Source organism: bacterium, from assembly GCA_035281585.1.
In the GTDB taxonomy this organism is placed as follows: domain Bacteria; phylum UBA10199; class UBA10199; order DSSB01; family DSSB01; genus DATEDP01.
Map to the genome: position 1 here is coordinate 1 of DATEDP010000072.1, position 16,645 is coordinate 16,645.

At 61.6% G+C, this 16,645-nt stretch carries 9 protein-coding genes; 2 read left to right on the forward strand and 7 right to left on the reverse strand.

The window, feature by feature from the left end; all coding sequences use genetic code 11:
* Positions 1-415 (reverse strand): DUF4163 domain-containing protein (locus VJR29_05670; GenBank protein ID HKY62892.1); only part of this gene is annotated, 415 nt, incomplete at its 3' end.
* Between the two features lie 156 nt (positions 416-571).
* Between VJR29_05670 and aqpZ the strand changes: the two genes are divergently transcribed.
* Positions 572-1,273 carry an aquaporin Z gene (aqpZ, locus tag VJR29_05675; GenBank protein HKY62893.1) on the forward strand — a complete coding sequence of 234 codons (702 nt, stop codon included), beginning with the start codon at positions 572-574 and terminating at the stop codon, positions 1,271-1,273.
* A gap of 80 nt (positions 1,274-1,353) precedes the next feature.
* Here aqpZ and VJR29_05680 read toward each other — a convergent pair whose 3' ends face one another.
* The 3 genes from VJR29_05680 to VJR29_05690 all read right to left on the reverse strand — a co-directional run bounded on the left by VJR29_05680 (position 1,354) and on the right by VJR29_05690 (position 7,230).
* Complete coding sequence (locus tag VJR29_05680) at positions 1,354-2,319, reverse strand: DUF4114 domain-containing protein (protein ID HKY62894.1); 966 nt, start codon at positions 2,317-2,319, stop codon at positions 1,354-1,356.
* A gap of 313 nt (positions 2,320-2,632) precedes the next feature.
* Positions 2,633-3,646: a right-handed parallel beta-helix repeat-containing protein gene (locus VJR29_05685; protein ID HKY62895.1), complete on the reverse strand. Its 1,014-nt coding sequence runs from the start codon at positions 3,644-3,646 to the stop codon at positions 2,633-2,635.
* Positions 3,647-4,023: 377 nt separating this feature from the next.
* Complete coding sequence (locus VJR29_05690; protein ID HKY62896.1) at positions 4,024-7,230, reverse strand: vitamin B12-dependent ribonucleotide reductase; 3,207 nt, start codon at positions 7,228-7,230, stop codon at positions 4,024-4,026.
* Between the two features lie 405 nt (positions 7,231-7,635).
* Between VJR29_05690 and lgt the strand changes: the two genes are divergently transcribed.
* Positions 7,636-8,436: a prolipoprotein diacylglyceryl transferase gene (gene lgt, locus VJR29_05695; protein ID HKY62897.1), complete on the forward strand. Its 801-nt coding sequence runs from the start codon at positions 7,636-7,638 to the stop codon at positions 8,434-8,436.
* On the opposite strand, the gene VJR29_05700 is transcribed toward lgt, so the two are convergent.
* From VJR29_05700 to VJR29_05710, 3 genes are all read right to left on the reverse strand, one after another.
* Positions 8,422-12,564: a hypothetical protein gene (locus tag VJR29_05700; protein ID HKY62898.1), complete on the reverse strand. Its 4,143-nt coding sequence runs from the start codon at positions 12,562-12,564 to the stop codon at positions 8,422-8,424. The two genes, lgt and VJR29_05700, sit on opposite strands and share 15 nt — an antisense overlap.
* Positions 12,565-12,660: 96 nt before the next feature.
* Positions 12,661-14,676 (reverse strand): hypothetical protein, encoded by a 2,016-nt coding sequence (locus VJR29_05705; GenBank protein ID HKY62899.1) that lies wholly within the window; start codon positions 14,674-14,676, stop codon positions 12,661-12,663.
* A gap of 313 nt (positions 14,677-14,989) precedes the next feature.
* On the reverse strand, positions 14,990-16,645 hold a 1,656-nt coding region (locus tag VJR29_05710; protein ID HKY62900.1), incomplete at its 5' end, for a hypothetical protein.

Genomic DNA, 16,645 nt, shown 5'->3' on the forward strand with positions numbered 1-16,645 from the left:
CGCCGCCCATATAGCCTTCCCACTCCGAGGAAAGGCTGAAGACCTGGGGCGTATTGAGCAGGACCTTCACTTGACGGTTCTCCCACCAAGATTGGGGAGCTTTGGGGAATTCCCGGCCGAATTTTTGATATTCGGCGAAAAAGGCGGTGGCATAGGCCGCGGCGTCCTTGGCGACGGCCTCGTCGATCTGGCGTAAAGCGAAGGCCCGAATCTCGCCGTTCAGCCGCTCGCGACCGGCGGCGCTGCCGCCGCTCAACACGGGATAGCTCAGCTCGACCTTGGCGCAGGGGCTGGACTCGCCCTTGCATTCGCCCTGGCTTTTCTCGAAACGGACCTCTTCGATTTTGAAGATTTCACCGCGCTGGCAAGCGCCGGCGAGCAGCAAGACTAAAAGCAAGAAAAGAGATTTTTTCACCAGCGAATCTTAGGCGGAAGACGGCCGCCTCGCCATCCTTAAAATTGGTACGCTCATTGCTAGTGCCCAAATTTTCATCTTTGCTTTCGGAAAAAAATTGCAAGTCCGCGATCCATCTCTACAATCGAAAAGATAACCCTGGAACGGAGGTAGATGATGTCACTTGGCAAACGAGCACTTGCGGAGTTTCTCGGCACCTTCTGGCTGACTTTTGGCGGCTGCGGCAGCGCGGTCTTGGCGGCGGCTTTCCCCGACGTCGGGATCGGCCTCCTCGGCGTGGCCTTCGCCTTCGGCCTGACCGTCCTCACCATGGCTTATGCGATCGGCCACATCTCGGGCTGCCATCTCAACCCGGCGGTCTCGGTCGGCCTTTTCGTCGGCGGACGCTTCAAGGGAAGCGAGCTCATCCCCTACATCGTGGCCCAGGTCCTTGGCGCTGTTGCGGCGGCGGCCCTGCTCTATTTCATCGCCAGCGGCAAGGCCGGCTTCGACTTGAGCGGCGGCTTGGCCTCCAACGGCTACGGCGAACACTCGCCGGGCGGCTATTCGATGCATTCGGCCTTGGTCACCGAGATCGTGATGACCTTCATGTTCCTGATGATCATCCTCGGCTCGACCGATCCGCGGGCGCCCCAAGGCTTCGCCCCGATCGCCATCGGCTTGGGCCTGACCCTGATCCACTTGATCAGCATCCCGGTGACCAACACCTCGGTCAATCCGGCCCGTTCCACCGGGCCGGCCCTGATCGTCGGGGGCTGGGCCATCCAACAGCTTTGGATGTTCTGGGTGGCGCCGATCGCCGGCGCCATCGTGGCCGGAATATTCTACCGGATCTTCGCGGATCGGCGAGTTCCTTAAAAAGGAAAGGCCGCGGCTTTTGAGGGCCGCGGCCTTGGGTCCTTACCTCAAAATTAGGGAAGCGGGGCTAAAGCCCCTTGCTACAGCTCCTTATTGCGGGAGCCGCGGCCGATGAAGACCAGGGCGAGGATGGCCACTGCCGCCAGTGACAGGTCGATGCCTTGATCGGCGCTCGGGCTCAGGCTGCAACCCGGACCGCTGCCTTCGATCACCATCAGGACGTCGCTGGTCTGCTCGGCGCTGACGATTTCGCTGCCCGGCTCGCCCTCGAAGCCCTCGAAGTCGGCCGGGTGGATCGGCAGGCTATCTTGATCATCGGCTTCCGCTGCCGGATCCTGGACCGGCTCTTCCTCGGAAGAGCCGTCGGGGTCGTAGACCGGGATATCGCTGTCCTCGATGACCTCTTCGAGGGCGGTTTCGGGCGTCATCGTGAAGGTGAAGATGACGTCGTTGAAGTCCTTGTCGCAATCCTCGTCGTGCCAGAACCAATCCTCGATGCCGATGGCGACGTTGCCGCCGTCGCTGGTCCCGACCATGACCATGTGGTGGACGCCGTCGGGGTTGAGCTCGGGAACGGTGTAGTAGGTGTGGATCGGATCGTCGTAGCCGTCGGCGACCACGAAGAAGCCGAGATCGGTCCCGGCCGGGAAGGGACCGATCTTGACGGTGTCGCCGGGGACCATCACGCCGCCTTCCTCGGAGACGTTCTCGAAGATCAGCTCTTCGCTCAAGACTTCCTCGGGCTGGATCAGGCCGTCCTCGTTGCAATCGTCGAAGGTGAAGTAGCCGAATTGATTTTTGAACATCGCCTTCTCGTGGATGAAGGTGATGTAGATCTCGGCCTCTTGGAAGAGGTGGAGGTTCGGGTCTTCACCCGAGACCAGGCCTAGGTCAAAGGGCGTCTTGTCGGCGTTGACGTGGAAGATCTCTTCGATCTCGGAGACGAAAGCCGGGTCGAGGTCGATGTTCTCGTAAGCTTGGCCGGCTCCCTGTTGCAGGCTCAGGACCAGGACCGCGGCGCTGAGGCAAGTCAGAAACTTTTTCATATCCCACACTCCCATTTTAAATTCACACAGGCTCTTTGCTGCCGCCTGCGACAGAGGGCATTAGCAACGGGCGTGCCAGGCCTGAAAATCGAAGGGCCCGGGATGCGGCGGGCCGAGCTCGGATCGAGCGAGAGGGGGGAGCAGGAAATCGACGTCCCGAGTGGATTGGCGCGGAGGGCGATCGCTTCGGCGCCAGCGCCTTTAAAAAAACCGGCTGGGTCGAGAGAACAGCGCCGCCTGATGAACGGTTCAGAATTCTGTGCAGATTCCTAGAAAGCTTTGGGGGATTTAAGCCACAGTTCGCTCTTCAGGCTTAAGGCCCGTCGGCCCCGGGTCCACCATAGGCGCCGATGTCGTTGCGGCTGCCATCGGGATTGTCGAAGACCGGGTTGGGATCGCCGGCTTGAATGGCCGGGGAGCCGAACTGCAGGGTGAAGTCGCCGGCGGCCGGATTGTTGAAGAGCGGATCGGCCGAGAAGTTGTTGGCGATCTGGTCGTCGGGGAAGAAATCGTTGGCTTCGGACGAGGTCATGATGAAGTCGTTGAGGAAGTAGTCGCCCTCGGCGTTGCCGAAGGTGATGTTGTAGAGAATGTTGGCCGCGCTCTCGAGGGCGTTGTCGGCCAAGCCGACGCCGAAGCCGTCGCTGCCGTTATCGAAGAAGATGTTGTTCTCGAAAGTTCCGGTGGAGCCGAAGTTGAGCCGGACGCCGTCGGCGTCGCCATTGGCCACCACGTTGTTGATGAAGGCGATGTTGGAATCGTCGAGGTCGACCTGGGCCGGATCGTCGATGGCATCGGGGGTGCCGGAGTTGCCGACGACGATGGTGTTGGTGATCGTGAGGCCGCTGGAGGTGACGACGTAGATTCCGGTGCCGGCCTCGGAAGCCCGGTTGCCGGTCACGATCATGTTTTGGATGTTGCCGCTGGAGCTTTCGGCGTAGATGCCGCCGCCCAAATTGCTCAGCCCGCCGATGACCGTGAAGTTGGCCACGGTTCCGACGTTATAGTTGAAGAAGTCGAGGACGTAGCCGGTTCCTTCGGCGTCGAGGATGGTGTTTTCGGGGTCCTGGCCGATCACGCTGACGTCGTTGCGCATGAAGATCGGGAAGAACTCGCCGTTGGTCGAGGGAGAGTAGACCCCATTCTCGATGAAGACGGTGTCGCCGGGCAGGGCGAAGTCGATGGCTTGCTGGATGGTGAAAATTTCGGGGTTGCAGCCGAAGCAGCAATTGTCGAAGCAGCCGTCATCCTCGATGACGCAGCCCGAGGCGCCGAGCGTGAGGGCCGCCAAAAAAGCCAGGACGACGATAAAGCGTGATTTTTTCATGATTTTTTATCTTCCGGCGGAGTGGGCCGGCTCTTTCCCCCCGATAGTGGTGGGATGGGGAGTGCTTAGGGAAAGGTTAAAAGAAATACAGGCGGGGTTCAATGGGGTTGCAGGGGGCCCATTCGCCTTCACGGAGTCCCGAGAATTCTTTCCCTGCAAGGAGGTAGGGAGGGGAGCCCGGGGACTCCGCGGAACGGCTTTTGGGCCGTCGATCACCTCAAAGCATCCAATAGATATCGGCGGACCAAGCTTTCCCTGGCCCGGCTTGAGGGCCAGGGAAAAAAGTGGAGAGGATGTCCCCGGGCTCCCCTCCCGGGCAGAAAGAAAAAACCCCGCCTCAAAGAAGCGGGGTTTTAATGACTTTGCAGGGGAGCTGCTTACGAGCAACCCATCGAGTTCCCGCAATTGAGGCACTTGTAGCAAGCCCCGTTGCGGACCGTGATGTGGCCGCACTGATCGCAGAACGGCGCGTCGCCCATCATGGTCGAGAGGTGGTCGCTCAAGGTGTCGGCGCCCTTCACTTCGGGGGCCTCGGCCTTGTCGCCTTGGATCACCGCTAGCTGGGGCTTGCCGGCCTCAGTGCCGGGGATTTCGACCTTGGCCGGAGCAGTGGGGGGGACCGACTTGGCGTAGTTGCGGGCGCTGGCCAAGTCGCGGAGCTGCTCCTCGGTCGGCTTCACCTGCACCAGGTCGGCCCGGCCTTGGTATTCCAAAGCCAGCAGGCGGAAGATGTAGTCGATGATCGAGGTCGCGAACTTGATGTTGGGGTGGTCGACCGGACCTTGGGGCTCGAAGCGGGTGAAGGTGAAGACGTCGACGAACTCCTTCAGCGGCACGCCGTACTGCAGGCCCAGCGAGACCGCGATCGCGAAGCAGTTCATCATGCTGCGGAAGGCGGCGCCTTCCTTGTGCATGTCGATGAAGATCTCGCCCAGCGTCCCGTCCTCGTGCTCGCCGGTGCGGAGGTAGACCTTGTTGCCGCCGACCCGGGCCTCTTGGGTGAAGCCGCGGCGCTTGCGGGGCATCCGCCGGCGCTGCAGGACCGGAGTCGCCGCCAGCGCCGAGGCCTCTTCCTTTTCGTCCTTCTTCTTGTCGCTCTTGGTCGAGAGCGGCTGGCTCATCTTGCAGCCGTCGCGGTAAAGGGCCACCGCCTTGAGGCCGAGCTTCCAGCCTTCGGTGTAGATCTCCTCGATGTCCTCGACCGTGGCCTCGGTCGGCAGGTTGACGGTCTTGCTGATCGCGCCCGAGAGGAAGGGCTGGGTCGCAGCCATCATCCGGACGTGGCTCATCGGAGCCAGGAAGCGCTTGCCGTAGTTGCCGCACTTATTGGCGCAGTCGAAGATCGGCAGGTGCTCGGGATTGAGGTGCGGGGCGCCTTCAATGGTCATCCGGCCGCAGATCACGTCGTTGGCCTCGGTGACTTGGGCCGAAGTGAAGCCCAGGGCCGAAAGCAGGTTGAAGGAGGGCTCCTTGAACTTCTCCTTCTTGAAGCCCAGGCGCTGCAAGGTCTCCTCGCCGATGTTCCAGGTGCTGAAGGCTTGGGAGATGTCGAAGACCCCTTCCAAGGTGCCTTCGATCTTCTCGATCTCACCCTCGGTGAAGCCCTTGGCGCGGAGCGACTCGCGGTTGATATGGGGTGCGCCGTGGAGGCTGGAGGTGCCGCGGACGTAGGTGACGATGTCGGCGACTTCGCGGGCCGAGTAACCCAGCTTTTTGAGGGCTGCCGGGACCGACTGGTTGATGATCTTGAAATATCCGCCGCCGGCCAGCTTCTTGAACTTGACCAAGGCGAAGTCGGGCTCGATGCCGGTGGTGTCGCAGTCCATCAGCAGGCCGATGGTGCCGGTCGGCGCCAGGACCGTGGCCTGAGCGTTGCGGTAGCCGTGAACCTCGCCGATTTTGAGGGCTTCGTCCCAATCCTGTTGAGCGGCTTGGAGCAGGTCGGCCGGGCAATGCTCGGCGCTGATCTTGTAAGCGGCGTCGCGGTGCATGCCGATGACTTCGAGCATCGGTTCGCGGTTGGCCTCATAGCCCGGGAAGGGCGCTTTGGCGGCCGCGATCTCGGCCGAGGTCTTGTAAGCATGGCCGCAGAGGATGGCGGTCAAGGCCGCCGCGGTCTGGCGGCCCTCTTCGGAATCGTAAGGGATGCCCTGGATCATCAAGGCCGAGCCGAGGTTGGCGTAGCCCAGGCCCAGCGGCCGGTAATCGTGGCTGTTCTGGGCGATCCGCTCGGTCGGATAGGAGCTGAAGTCGACCAGGATCTCCTGGGCCAGGATCAGGGTGCGGATCGCGTGGCGGTAGCCCTCGATATCCCAAGTGCCGTCTTCATTGAGGTACTTGGTGAGGTTGATCGAGGAAAGATTGCAGGCGGTGTCGTCCAAGAACATGTATTCGGAGCAGGGATTGCTGGCGTTGATCCGGCCGGTGTTCTTGCAGGTATGCCACTGGTTGATCGTGCTGTCGTACTGGACGCCGGGATCGGCGCAGGCCCAGGCCGCGAACGCGATCTGCTTGAAGAGCTCCTTGGCTTGGAAGACGTCGACCACTGCGCCGGTGGTGCGCATATAGGTCTTCCACTCCTTGCCCTCGGCGACGGCGTTCATGAACTCGTCGGTGACCCGCACCGAGTTGTTGGAGTTCTGGCCGCCGACCGTCCGGTAGGCGTCGCCGTTGAAGTCGCTGGAGTAGCCGGCGTCGATCAGGGCCGCGACCTTGCGCTCTTCCCGCACCTTCCAGTTGATGAAATCGACGATCTCGGGATGGTCCATGTCGAGGCAGACCATCTTGGCCGCCCGGCGGGTGGTGCCGCCGCTCTTGGTGGCGCCGGCGCCGCGATCCAGGACTTCGAGGAAGCTCATCAGGCCCGAGGAGGTGCCGCCGCCGCTGAGCTTCTCCTGGTGGCCGCGGATCCTGGAGAAGTTGGAGCCGGTGCCCGAGCCGTATTTGAAGAGCCGGGCCTCGTTCTTGGCCAAGTCGAAGATGCTCATCAGGTCGTCGTCGACCGCTTGGATGAAGCAGGCCGAGCATTGGGGATGCTCGTAGGAATTGGTCGTGGTCGAAATGGTTTCGGTGGCCGGATTCCAGAAGTGGTTTCCGCCCGAGCCCTCGATCCCGTACTCTTGGTAGAGGCCGCAGTTGAACCACACCGGCGAGTTGAAGGCGCCGCGCTGGGTGATGAGGATGAATTTCAATTCGTCTTCGAAGGATTGGGCATCTTCGGCGTTGGCGAAGTAGCCGCCGAGCTCTTCGCCGGCCTTGCGGATGCTGTGGGCGATGCGGTGGACGACCTGCTTGGCCGAGGTCTCGCGGCCGGTCTTGGGCACGCCGGCTTTTCGGAAATACTTCGAGACCAAAATGTCGGTGGCGAGTTGGCTGAAGCCCTTGGGGATCTCGGCGTTCTCCATCTTGAAGACGACCGAACCGTCGGGATTGGTGATCACCGAGCTGCGGTACTCGTAGGCGATGCTTTCCAAAGGATCCTTGCCGGCCTCGGTGTGGCGGCGCGGAATTTGGACGCCCTTGGACTTGGCTTGGCTAGCCGAGCGACGGGACGAGCGAACGGACGGTAGGGCTTTCACGGACATGCGGGACACTCCTCTCGATCAGGAACAAGTGACGCGGGGCGGCAAAGGGCCATAAACCCCTAGTTTTGAACATCTTTTGGTTGTTTTTATTATCGGACCAAGGAAGAAGAAACACAATATCTTGTGTCTGTCGGGTGTAAACTAAACTAGGTGTAGTGGTCAACGAGAATTTTTCTGGACGGAATTTTAATGGCCGGCGGATGCACTGGAGACGCGGGTTTGCGGCGATAAGCTCGCAAAAGCACCTGTTTTTATTGGTGGCCGGCGCTTTAAATCCCCCCAAGCCCCCTTTTTCAAAGGGGGGTAAGAGGCTGGGCAGAAAATTCTTACCCCCTTTTGAAAAAGGGGGGCGAGGGGGATTTCTCCCAGCGTGGCGTAAAATACGAATCATGTTATAGGCTTCCCATGCTCGCCACCCTCACATTCCCTCAAATCGATCCCTTCCTCTTCCGCTTCGGCAAGATCGGTCTGAGCTGGTATGCCTTCATGTACCTGTTGGGCTTCACCGCAGCCTACTTTCTCCTGCGCCACCGCTACCGCAAGGGACTCTTCCAGCTGCCCGAGGCCGGCGACGTTTCGCTCTTGGTCAGCTACTGCTTTTACGGCCTGATCCTGGGCGCCCGGCTGGGCTACGTGCTGTTCTACAACCTCGGCTATTACCTCGAGAATCCCTTGGAGATCCCGGCGATCTGGCATGGCGGGATGAGCTTTCACGGCGGCTTGGCCGGCACCATCCTCGCGATGTGGCTTTTCGCGCGGAAGGTGAAGGTCCCCTTCTACCACGTCGCCGACAACGTCGGCCTCTGCGCGCCGATCGGCCTGGGCTTTGGCCGGCTCGGCAACTTCATCAACGGCGAGCTCTACGGCCGGGTGACCGACGTCGCCTGGGCCATGGTCTTCCCGCGCGGCGGACCGCTGCCGCGGCATCCGAGCCAGCTCTACGAAGCCTTCCTCGAGGGGCCGCTGCTCTTCGCGATCCTCTATTTCATTTCGCGCCGCCAGCAGTATCCCGGCTTGGTTTCCTGTTGGCTTTTGATCGGCTACGGCCTGCTGCGCTTTCCGGTCGAGTTCGTCCGCGAGCCCGATCCCCAGTTGGGCACCGTCCTCGGTCCCTTCACGATGGGCCAGGTGCTTAGTCTGTCGATGGTTTTGATCGGCGTGATCTTGGCCTTGATCCGGCCCAAGGTGAAATTAATCCAAGATTAAAGAGTTTCCGTCGGCCGAAAGGCGGAAGACCAGCGCCTGGCTGGTCTGACCCTGGCGATTGACCTGTCCCAGGGCGAAGCGTTCGCCCGGTTTCAGGATGTAGGGCAGGTTGGCCGGCAGCGGCAGCCAGTCTTCGCCCGATTCCACCCAAAAGGCCTGGCGATTCCGGCCTTCGGAGGGGCGGCGATCCGGCGGAATCGCCTGAATCTCGACCTTGTTTTCGGCGCCGCGCCGAATCAGGAGATGGCGGCGGCGCACCACCGGGTCCTCGATCGAGAGAAAGGCGCTTTCGAATCCCGCCGGCGCCGCTCCACGCCCCACCATGACGGCGCTTCCCTCGGCGGCGCCGGAATCGAAGAGCCGGTATTCGGCCGGCAGGGGCGGCGGCTGGGGCTCGGGCACGGAAGGGGAAACTTGCCATTCGCCCCGCAAGGCGGCCGGCCGCCCGCTTTCCTTGAGGATCCAATTTTTTTCCCGCGACTGCGAGAGCAAGTTGCCGGCGGCATCGTATTCGAAGCCGAGCCGGGTGGCTTCCGCCCGAGTGGCGAGGAAGGTGAAAGAGCGGCGGGGAAATCCATGCTCCTTGAAGTGGCGAAAATCCTCGATGGTCTCGAATAGGCCGAAGCTCAGCCGGACCTGGGCCGCTTCCCGGTAGGGATCGCCGGCCTCGACTTCGTGGCCGATCAGGATCGCCGAATATCGGACGTCGTATTCGGCCTCATCGACCCGGCGGGTCTTGAGCAAGAATTCGCCGCCGCCGGTCTCGCGGAGCACCGTGGGTTTGGGAATGTGCGAGTTCGTCGGAACCTCCGGTGGTTTGGCGGCGAACATCCGCTGGGCAATACGGCGCCGCGATTCGGCGGCTGGGGAATTCCGCCAATTCCGATAAATTTCCGAAAAACTCTCGCCGGGCGGCCGGTCCTCGGGGTGGGCCGACAAACCCTTGGCGCTATCGGCGATGAAATAAAGGTAGTCGCCGGTTTTCCAGCCGGTATGGGCCTGGCCAGCGTCGCCGGCTTCAACCTGGAAGCGGAGCTCTTCGGTCCCGCCGCCATCGGCCGACTTCAGGACCCAAACTTGACCGAGGCCGTCCGCTTCACGGCGCTCGATTTGATAGAGGCGGAAGCGGCCCTTCCAGCCCGAAAAATCCTTGAGCAGAAGACCGCGAGCCGCGGCGCTCCCGAGGCGGCCGAAGGCGAAGCCGCTGCCGTCGCTGCCGCCCGAGATCACCGGAAAGAAATAAAGGTCGGCGTCGACCGGCAGGAGCGTTTCCTTGCCGATCAAGTAAATCTGACCGTCTTCCCGGATCGCTCGGCGCAAAGGCTCGGAAGTCTCGAAGTAAAGCCGCTCCGGCACCGGCCCTCGCTTCTCCAACAGGAGGACGCTGCGGCCCCGCCAGACCTGGAGGTCGAGCAGGCGCCAGCGGCCGTATTTCTTCTCGGCGAACTCGCTGGGCTGGTCGGTCAATTGGAGGCGGCGGGGATGGTCGAAGTAATGCTGGCCGGCCTCGTCCAGCGCCCAGCCTTCGGCCGGGCTGCTTTCCAAGGTCGCGAATCGGTCCGCGGCTTCCGGTTTTTCGGGGCCGCCGATCTTTTGCCAAAGCCAGTCCAAGCCGCGCCTCAGCAGCGAATCCGGCCCGAAGATCATGAAGGGCAGACTGAAGGGCGAGGGATCGCCGCGGGGCTCGGTCGGATCGGCGTCGTTCTTTTCCAAGAAATAATAATGGGCTCCGGGTTTCAAACGGGTGGGGGATCCCTCGATTCCCAGCAGCCGGAGAGTGGCGTAAGGCTCCGCCTCATGCATCCGGACCTTTTCGAAAGCGGGGCGCATGCCGTGAAGGCCGAGGTATTTCCAAGCTGTCAGGCCCTGGGCAGCCGACTCGGCGAGGAAGAGAGTCATCTCTTGGCCATCCTCGAAGGTTCCGTTGAGCGGCGGAGCCGACAAGGCGCGCCGGGCTTCGGGATGGCCGGCATTGGCCAATTCGAGCAGGGCCCGCTGGGCGTCGGCCCGATGGGGGGCGAACTGGGCGATCCGGCGGACGTGGTCGGCGGGAGTGCTTTGCAGATCGTGCTCCAGCAGAGTGGTGGGGCCCATTTCGCCGCGCAGCCAGCGGATCCGTTCGATCAAAACACCGGCCGTCTCTTCGTAGAAGAGGAAATCGAGCAAGCCCCGGATCGTGGGGTTGCTTCGCTCCTTCCCCATCTCCAAAAGCCCGAAGAGGATGTCCTTGCGGCCTTCCCGGGCCAGCTCCAGCAAGCGCTCGGGCGAAAGCTTGGAGTAGTTCAAGCGGCCCTCGCGCAGGATCTTCTCCTCCCATTGGGCGAGATGCTCGGGATGGATTTGATGGCGGTGCTCGCCGAAGAGAATTTCCTCGGCCTCCGGATTGCCGTAAAAGAGGCAGTCGGCGAGATCGAGATTGAAGCTGGAGGAGGGGCCTTCGGCCTCGGGCGGAAGGGCCAGGGCTTTTCGGAGGGCGGCCAAGGAAACGGTGGCGAGGGTGCTTTGGGCGGCTTCATTGCCGCTGGCCGCCAGCTCCAGCAAGGCACGCAGCGCCGGATATTCCTCCGGTGCCCGATCGGCGAGAGCCGCCGGGCGGACCGAAGCCAGGGCCTCTTGGATCTTGAGGCGGTCGCCGGTGCCCGGACCCAGTTTGAGCACCAGCATCTCGAGCACCGCCTGAGCGAGGCCCTGTTCGGCCAGCTCGACCAAGCCGCGCAGCCCCGCGACTTCATCGCCGCTCTCGTAGAGGTCGACGAATTTGGCGACCTCCTCGACCTTGGGCTTGAGCGGGCCGTCGTGGCCGCCGCCAACCCGGGGAAGGATTTGGAAGATTTTTCGCAAGAAGCTGGAATCGAAACGGCCCTCTTTCTGAAAGAAGATTTCCTCTTTGGCGTCCGGATTCTCTTTTGCCCATTCGTCGACTTTCTGGAGGACCAACCGATCGGCCCCGAAAGCGACGACGATCCAACTGAATAAGCCTTTGATGGCGGCATGGCCGCCGTCGACTTGGTAAAGATGGACCGGCCTTCCGTTTTCCAGTTGTCCGGCCAGCAAAACCCGATCGTCGACCGCCAGCTTGGAGTCCTTAGCTTTCAATTCGCGCAGCGCCGCGGCGGCGTCGGCGTTTCCGAATTCAGCGAGGGTTTCCAAGGCCAGCTTGGCGTTTTTGCTCACGATCCGGATGGGGTTATCGGTGTCGGCAAGATGGACCTCGATCGGCATGCCGCGCAAAAGCAAGGCGACCGGGCTTTCCGGGGCTAATTCGCCCGCCAGCGTCAAAAGATGTTGGGAGTGAGTTCGGGCCGTCTCGACGAGCAATTCGAAGGCCGGCAAATTTCCATGACGAATCAAATAGAGCAGCTGCAAAGAGGCATCTTGCTCATGGCGATCCAGGCTCGGATCTTGAAGATATTTTTTAAACGGCTCCATCGAAAAGGTTCGCAATCGCTCGGCGGCGGCCAAATCTCCGGCCTCGGCTTGGTTGTACCATTGGCTGATCGGAAGCAGCCCGTGGCGGTTCATGGCTCGGCTTTCTTCAAGGAGGTAGAAAAAGGGGTCTTTGACGACTGGGATCTTTTTGTGCCCGGCCTTTTCCCAATAATGCTTCAGCTCCTCCGCCATGACATCGAGGTCATATTGGGGCGTTCCGTGGGTCGGCTCGTATTTGTCGCTCTTCGGCCGGGTGAAATCGATGAAGCGGGCGTCGATGACCTCGCCGTTTGCCCCGAGCTGAACCAGCACGTTGAGAAACTCGGGATCGCCGTGGGCCAGGCCGTTCCGGTGCAAGATCGAAAGTTGCTCGCGGAGGAGGGCCTCAACTCTCTTCATTTGTTCCGGGGAAATTTCGCCGTCCTGGACGAGATCGTAGAGGTTCTTGCCGGCGACTTTTTCCATCAAGAAACCCGCCAGGTTCCCCTTGCCATCGCTCAAAAGCCCCTCGATCCGCGGAGCCAGCGGACGATCTCGATAAGTCAGATGGGCCACGGCATCGTAGTGATCGAGGGTTTCCTTGAGAAAGGGGCGATAAAATTCCGCATCCCGGAATTCGATTTTATTTCCTTCCCATCGCGCGCCCTTGGGCAAAAGGAGGATCAATCCAGGGTCGCCGGCGAATTCGAAGGCCGCCATGCCGCCGCCGGAGCCGATGGGATCTTTCCCGGCGAGCGAGGAGAGGTAATCTTGGGGATCTAAAGTCTTTCGGGGAGCTTCGGTGGTCGGCTCGACTTAGGTGACGTCGGTAAAAGCCGTCGTGAGCGTGGCCTTGGGTTTCGCCAACCAATGCTGCAACCGCTCCTGGAGCGGCCTGCTGAGCGGGGCCGCGAGCAGGCCGCCGGCTTTCAAGGCGATCAGAAAAACAAAGCGCTCTTCCCAAGCGCGGAGCGAGAATAAAATTTCCGCCGGGAACACTAGGCCGAAGCCTTTGCCGCTTTTAAGATTTTCTCGGTTGAGCTCGAGGTTCTGGGCAATCGCCTCCCACTGGCCGAAAGCGAGGAGCTCGGCGCCAAGCCTTCCCAGCCGCAGCGGAATGCCGGTCGCTATTTGGTTGAGCAGAATTTCCCGCTCGGCACGAATCAGCTCCCCACTGAGCTGAGTCTCTGCTTGTCCGAGCTTGGCTAAGGCCCGAGTTCTGGCCAAGGGAAGGACCAAATATTTTTCAAAGCTGTGAAAAGCCCGGCCCAAAAACGCGAACATCCCGGCGTTCAGCGCCATATCCCAAGCGAGGCCCCGGGCATTCTCCGAAGAACTCAATTGAGGATCGAAAAAACTCCGATCGTAGACCCAGCTCGTGTAACCGCGCTCGGCCACGGTGAAGGCGGCGGCATGGCTGCCGAACTTGAGCAGGCTCAAGCCTCGGGTCATCCCCAAGGCCGTCGCCGCGCCGCCGATCAGCTCGGCCGCGATCCCGGCCGTCGCCGCCGATGCCGTCACGATCGCCGCCGTGACCGTGCACTGATTGATCCGCTGCGAGTCTTGGAAGCCCGCCATTAGGCCGGCCTGTTCTGGGGAATTTTCCAGCCGGATGAAGAGCTTCCGGGCTTCGGCCTCATCGCCCTCAGTCAAGGTTCGGTGAACCGCGATGTAACGGGTCTGCATCTCGAGGTAGGCCGAAGCTCCATCGACGTCGGATTCCGAATTTTCCCGATAGGCCTCATAGGCCAAAGGTCCGCCGCCAATCAAAGTGGCGATTCGAAGGGCTTCCTTGCCCAGATGAATAATCCCGTCGGTCATCGCGGCCGAATCGTGCATCTCGCTGTAAAGGTCGATCCGCGCTTCGACCGAAGTCCAAAGCGCCGCCGTTTCGGCTTTGGCTAAGACCGCCCGATAGTCTTGAACGGTGGAGCTGGGATTTTCTTGCAGCGCTTCGAGAGCCGCCTTGAATTCTCGAACCTTAGAGTGATTCCCATCCAGTCCTTCAACGGCCGCAAGTTGGGCCTCCAGCTGTTTCCAAACCCATTCTTCTTCGTAGGCTGAGAAATCCCCGACGATGCCTTCCAGCTCCTCGAAGTCGGGTGCCAGATCCGGGTCGGCGCCGAATTCCAGCATTTCTAATTCTTCAATGAGCCCGTTAAAGAGCGCCAATTTCTGTCGGGCGGCGACAAGGGCCTCGCTGGTCGGAGTTTCGACGTCGTCGGTGGGTTCATCGGCCTCGCCGTCGCCTAAATCGGCGGAGTACTCGGCTGCAGCCAAGCGCCGGCTCTCCTCTTCGCTCTCGACCCCGGCGATCTCCGCTTCCAGGTCATTGCGGATCAAGCGGATCGTGTCGCGGCGTCCGAGCAGGTCGTCGCGATATTTTTCGAGCTCGCTCCGGCTCAAGGCTTCGAGCTCGACATCCCCTTGGCCGATCCGCCCGATCGCCATTTCCAAGCTGAGTTGTCGGATGTAGTCGGGGTCCCGGCGCAGGATCTCCTCCCGGACTTCGACATATTTTTGAAAAAATTCCTCGATCCGGGGAGATTGGTAGAGGGCCTTCAACTCGGAGAAGCCGAGCGACGAGTCGATCGAATCTCGCAGCAATCGGGTGACGTGCCCGCCGACTTCGCGATCGACTCGGGCCAGCGCTTGAATGAAGGGATCTCTTTCTAACTCCTGGGGCGAGCGGCGGCCGATCCGAGCCTCGGGTGGATGAATTTCCAGCAAGAGCTCTTGAACCGAGCGGCGGCGGGCTTCCAGTGGCTTTCTTTCGACCGCCTCCGCTCCCCAGAAGAGTTTTGAAATCAGGCCCGGAGACGAAACCCCCATTTTCGGCGCGGCCGAAGCAATTCCCAAAAAGGTGGACGTGGACGGCGGAGTGGAGGGCCCGAACGGCTGCTTGGCGGCGCTAAGTTCCGGCTCAATCCCCGGGCGGCTCTCCCATGCTCTATTATTGAGACCGATTGAAGTCACACGGCTCCCTTGTTCCTAAGCTGCTTAGCGCTTCTTCTGCAGCAAGATTGCCAAAGGGAGGAAAATCTAAGTTATCGATTTCGCTTAATAATAGAAATGATCGGAAGGAAGGGCGAGGGCTGGAATCAACTAAAATGAAATTTTATGAAGCCGACCCCAGTCCCCAAGGTCAGGGACAAGGGAAGGTCTGCGAATCGGTGAAGCAGACGAAGCCGTCCTGGTCGAGGCGCACCGGAATTCCCTGACGCTCCAGGGTTTTGTTGGCGCTGCTGAATTCGCCGCGCTGCTTCTTTTCCAGCACCCAGCGCCGGATATTGAGGCCCAATTTCTTTTGCTGCGAGGCCGCGGCCAAGGCGGCATAGGCCATCTCGCGGCGGTCGCCGTCGAGCGAGGGATCGAGCTGGGTGAGGAAAAGGTCGAGGTTGAAGCCGGCCTCGATCACGCTATGACCGGGAGCTTGGGCGCCGTTCAGGGCTTGGTAATGCCGCTCGAGCAGCCGCCGGGCCTCGGCGGTCGAAATCACGGTTTGCCGGGCTTCGTCGACTCCGGGCATGAAAGCCTTCACCAAGCCTTGGGGAAAGCCCTGGGGCGTCATTTCCTTCCAACCGGCCTTGTGGAAGGCCCACTGGGTGGCGAGATCGCCGGCGGTGACGGTGCCGACCTTCAAGGTGGTTTTGGTCATCCACCAGAGAGCGCCGGGGGTTTTGGCGAGGGCCGTCACGGCTCTTTGCCGGAAGCCGATGGCCGCGGTCGCCGCGCTTTCGGTTTCCTTGGCCGCCGCCGGCTTGATCTTCCAGAAGCGATTGGCCAGCAGCAGGGCTAGGCCGGTCTGGGCGGTGGAGGAAGCGAGCTCGCCTCCGAACTCGCCCCAGCTGCGCGGCATGATCTGGCCGTCGTAGCCGGTGGCCCACATCAATCCCTTGGTCGAAGCCCAATGCATCGAGCCGCCGGCCAAGAGCGTCGTCGGATAGCGCAGCCAGAAAGGCTTGGCGGCGAGGCGGCCCCACTGGGAAAGGCGCCGGGCTCCGCCGACCGCCGGAAACAGCGAGAGCAGGTTGATCGCCATCGAGGTCCCGCCCTGGTCGAACATATCGCTGATAATGTACTCGGTGCTGCTGCGCTGGCCCTCGAGGTGATCGATGAGGGCCTTGGCCTTTTCCTGGGTTTTGGGGAATTCGGCCGCCAATTGGGCGAGGGTCCAGGCGGTGCTGAAGTAATGCTGGCCGCGGAGCCGCTCGGCCAGGTTGATCAGGCCCAGCGCCAAGAGCTCGCGGTCCTTTTCCTTGAACAGGCTCTCCAATTCGTTGATCCGGCTTTTTTCGCCGGCGGCGAAGCTTTCCCAAACTTTCAGGGCATCGGCGCTCAGCCCCGGCTTGGCCGCTTCGATGGCCTGGCTCCAGGAAGCGCCGGGCTTGGCCAAGAGCTGGGTTTCGATGTCGGCCAGGGCTTTGCCGAGATTTTCTTTTTCGGATTCCGAGAGCTCGCGCTCCCGGCCGTGATCCACCGCCAGGGCCTTGAGGACGGCGCTGGCTTGAATGCCGCGGAAATGGGCTTCATGGCCTTCGATCTTCTCGAGGACGGCCTTGCCGAGCGGCTCTTGATCCACCGGTTGGAGGGTGAGCCTGGCCGTATCGAGGTGATTTTCCGAAAATAGCCTGAGGCCGCGGGCCAGGCGGAGCCGGGTCTCATCGGGCGAGAGCGGTCCGATGACCGGGACGAGCTGGGCCGGGGTGGTCGGGCTCGACGGCGGCGGAGCCGCTGGAGCGCCGGCCGGCGGCGGTGAACTGATTGGAGCGCCGGGACTCGGCGGTGGGGCGGAAGGACT

What these genes read in the sequence shown, in the direction of transcription:
- aqpZ (HKY62893.1), top strand. Translation starts at nt 572, where the DNA reads ATGTCACTTGGCAAACGAGCACTTGCGGAGTTTCTCGGCACCTTCTGG.
- VJR29_05680 (HKY62894.1), bottom strand. Translation starts at nt 2,319, where the DNA reads ATGAAAAAGTTTCTGACTTGCCTCAGCGCCGCGGTCCTGGTCCTGAGC.
- VJR29_05685 (HKY62895.1), bottom strand. Translation starts at nt 3,646, where the DNA reads ATGAAAAAATCACGCTTTATCGTCGTCCTGGCTTTTTTGGCGGCCCTC.
- VJR29_05690 (HKY62896.1), bottom strand. Translation starts at nt 7,230, where the DNA reads ATGTCCGTGAAAGCCCTACCGTCCGTTCGCTCGTCCCGTCGCTCGGCT.
- lgt (HKY62897.1), top strand. Translation starts at nt 7,636, where the DNA reads ATGCTCGCCACCCTCACATTCCCTCAAATCGATCCCTTCCTCTTCCGC.
- VJR29_05700 (HKY62898.1), bottom strand. Translation starts at nt 12,564, where the DNA reads ATGGCGGCCTTCGAATTCGCCGGCGACCCTGGATTGATCCTCCTTTTG.
- VJR29_05705 (HKY62899.1), bottom strand. Translation starts at nt 14,676, where the DNA reads ATGGGGGTTTCGTCTCCGGGCCTGATTTCAAAACTCTTCTGGGGAGCG.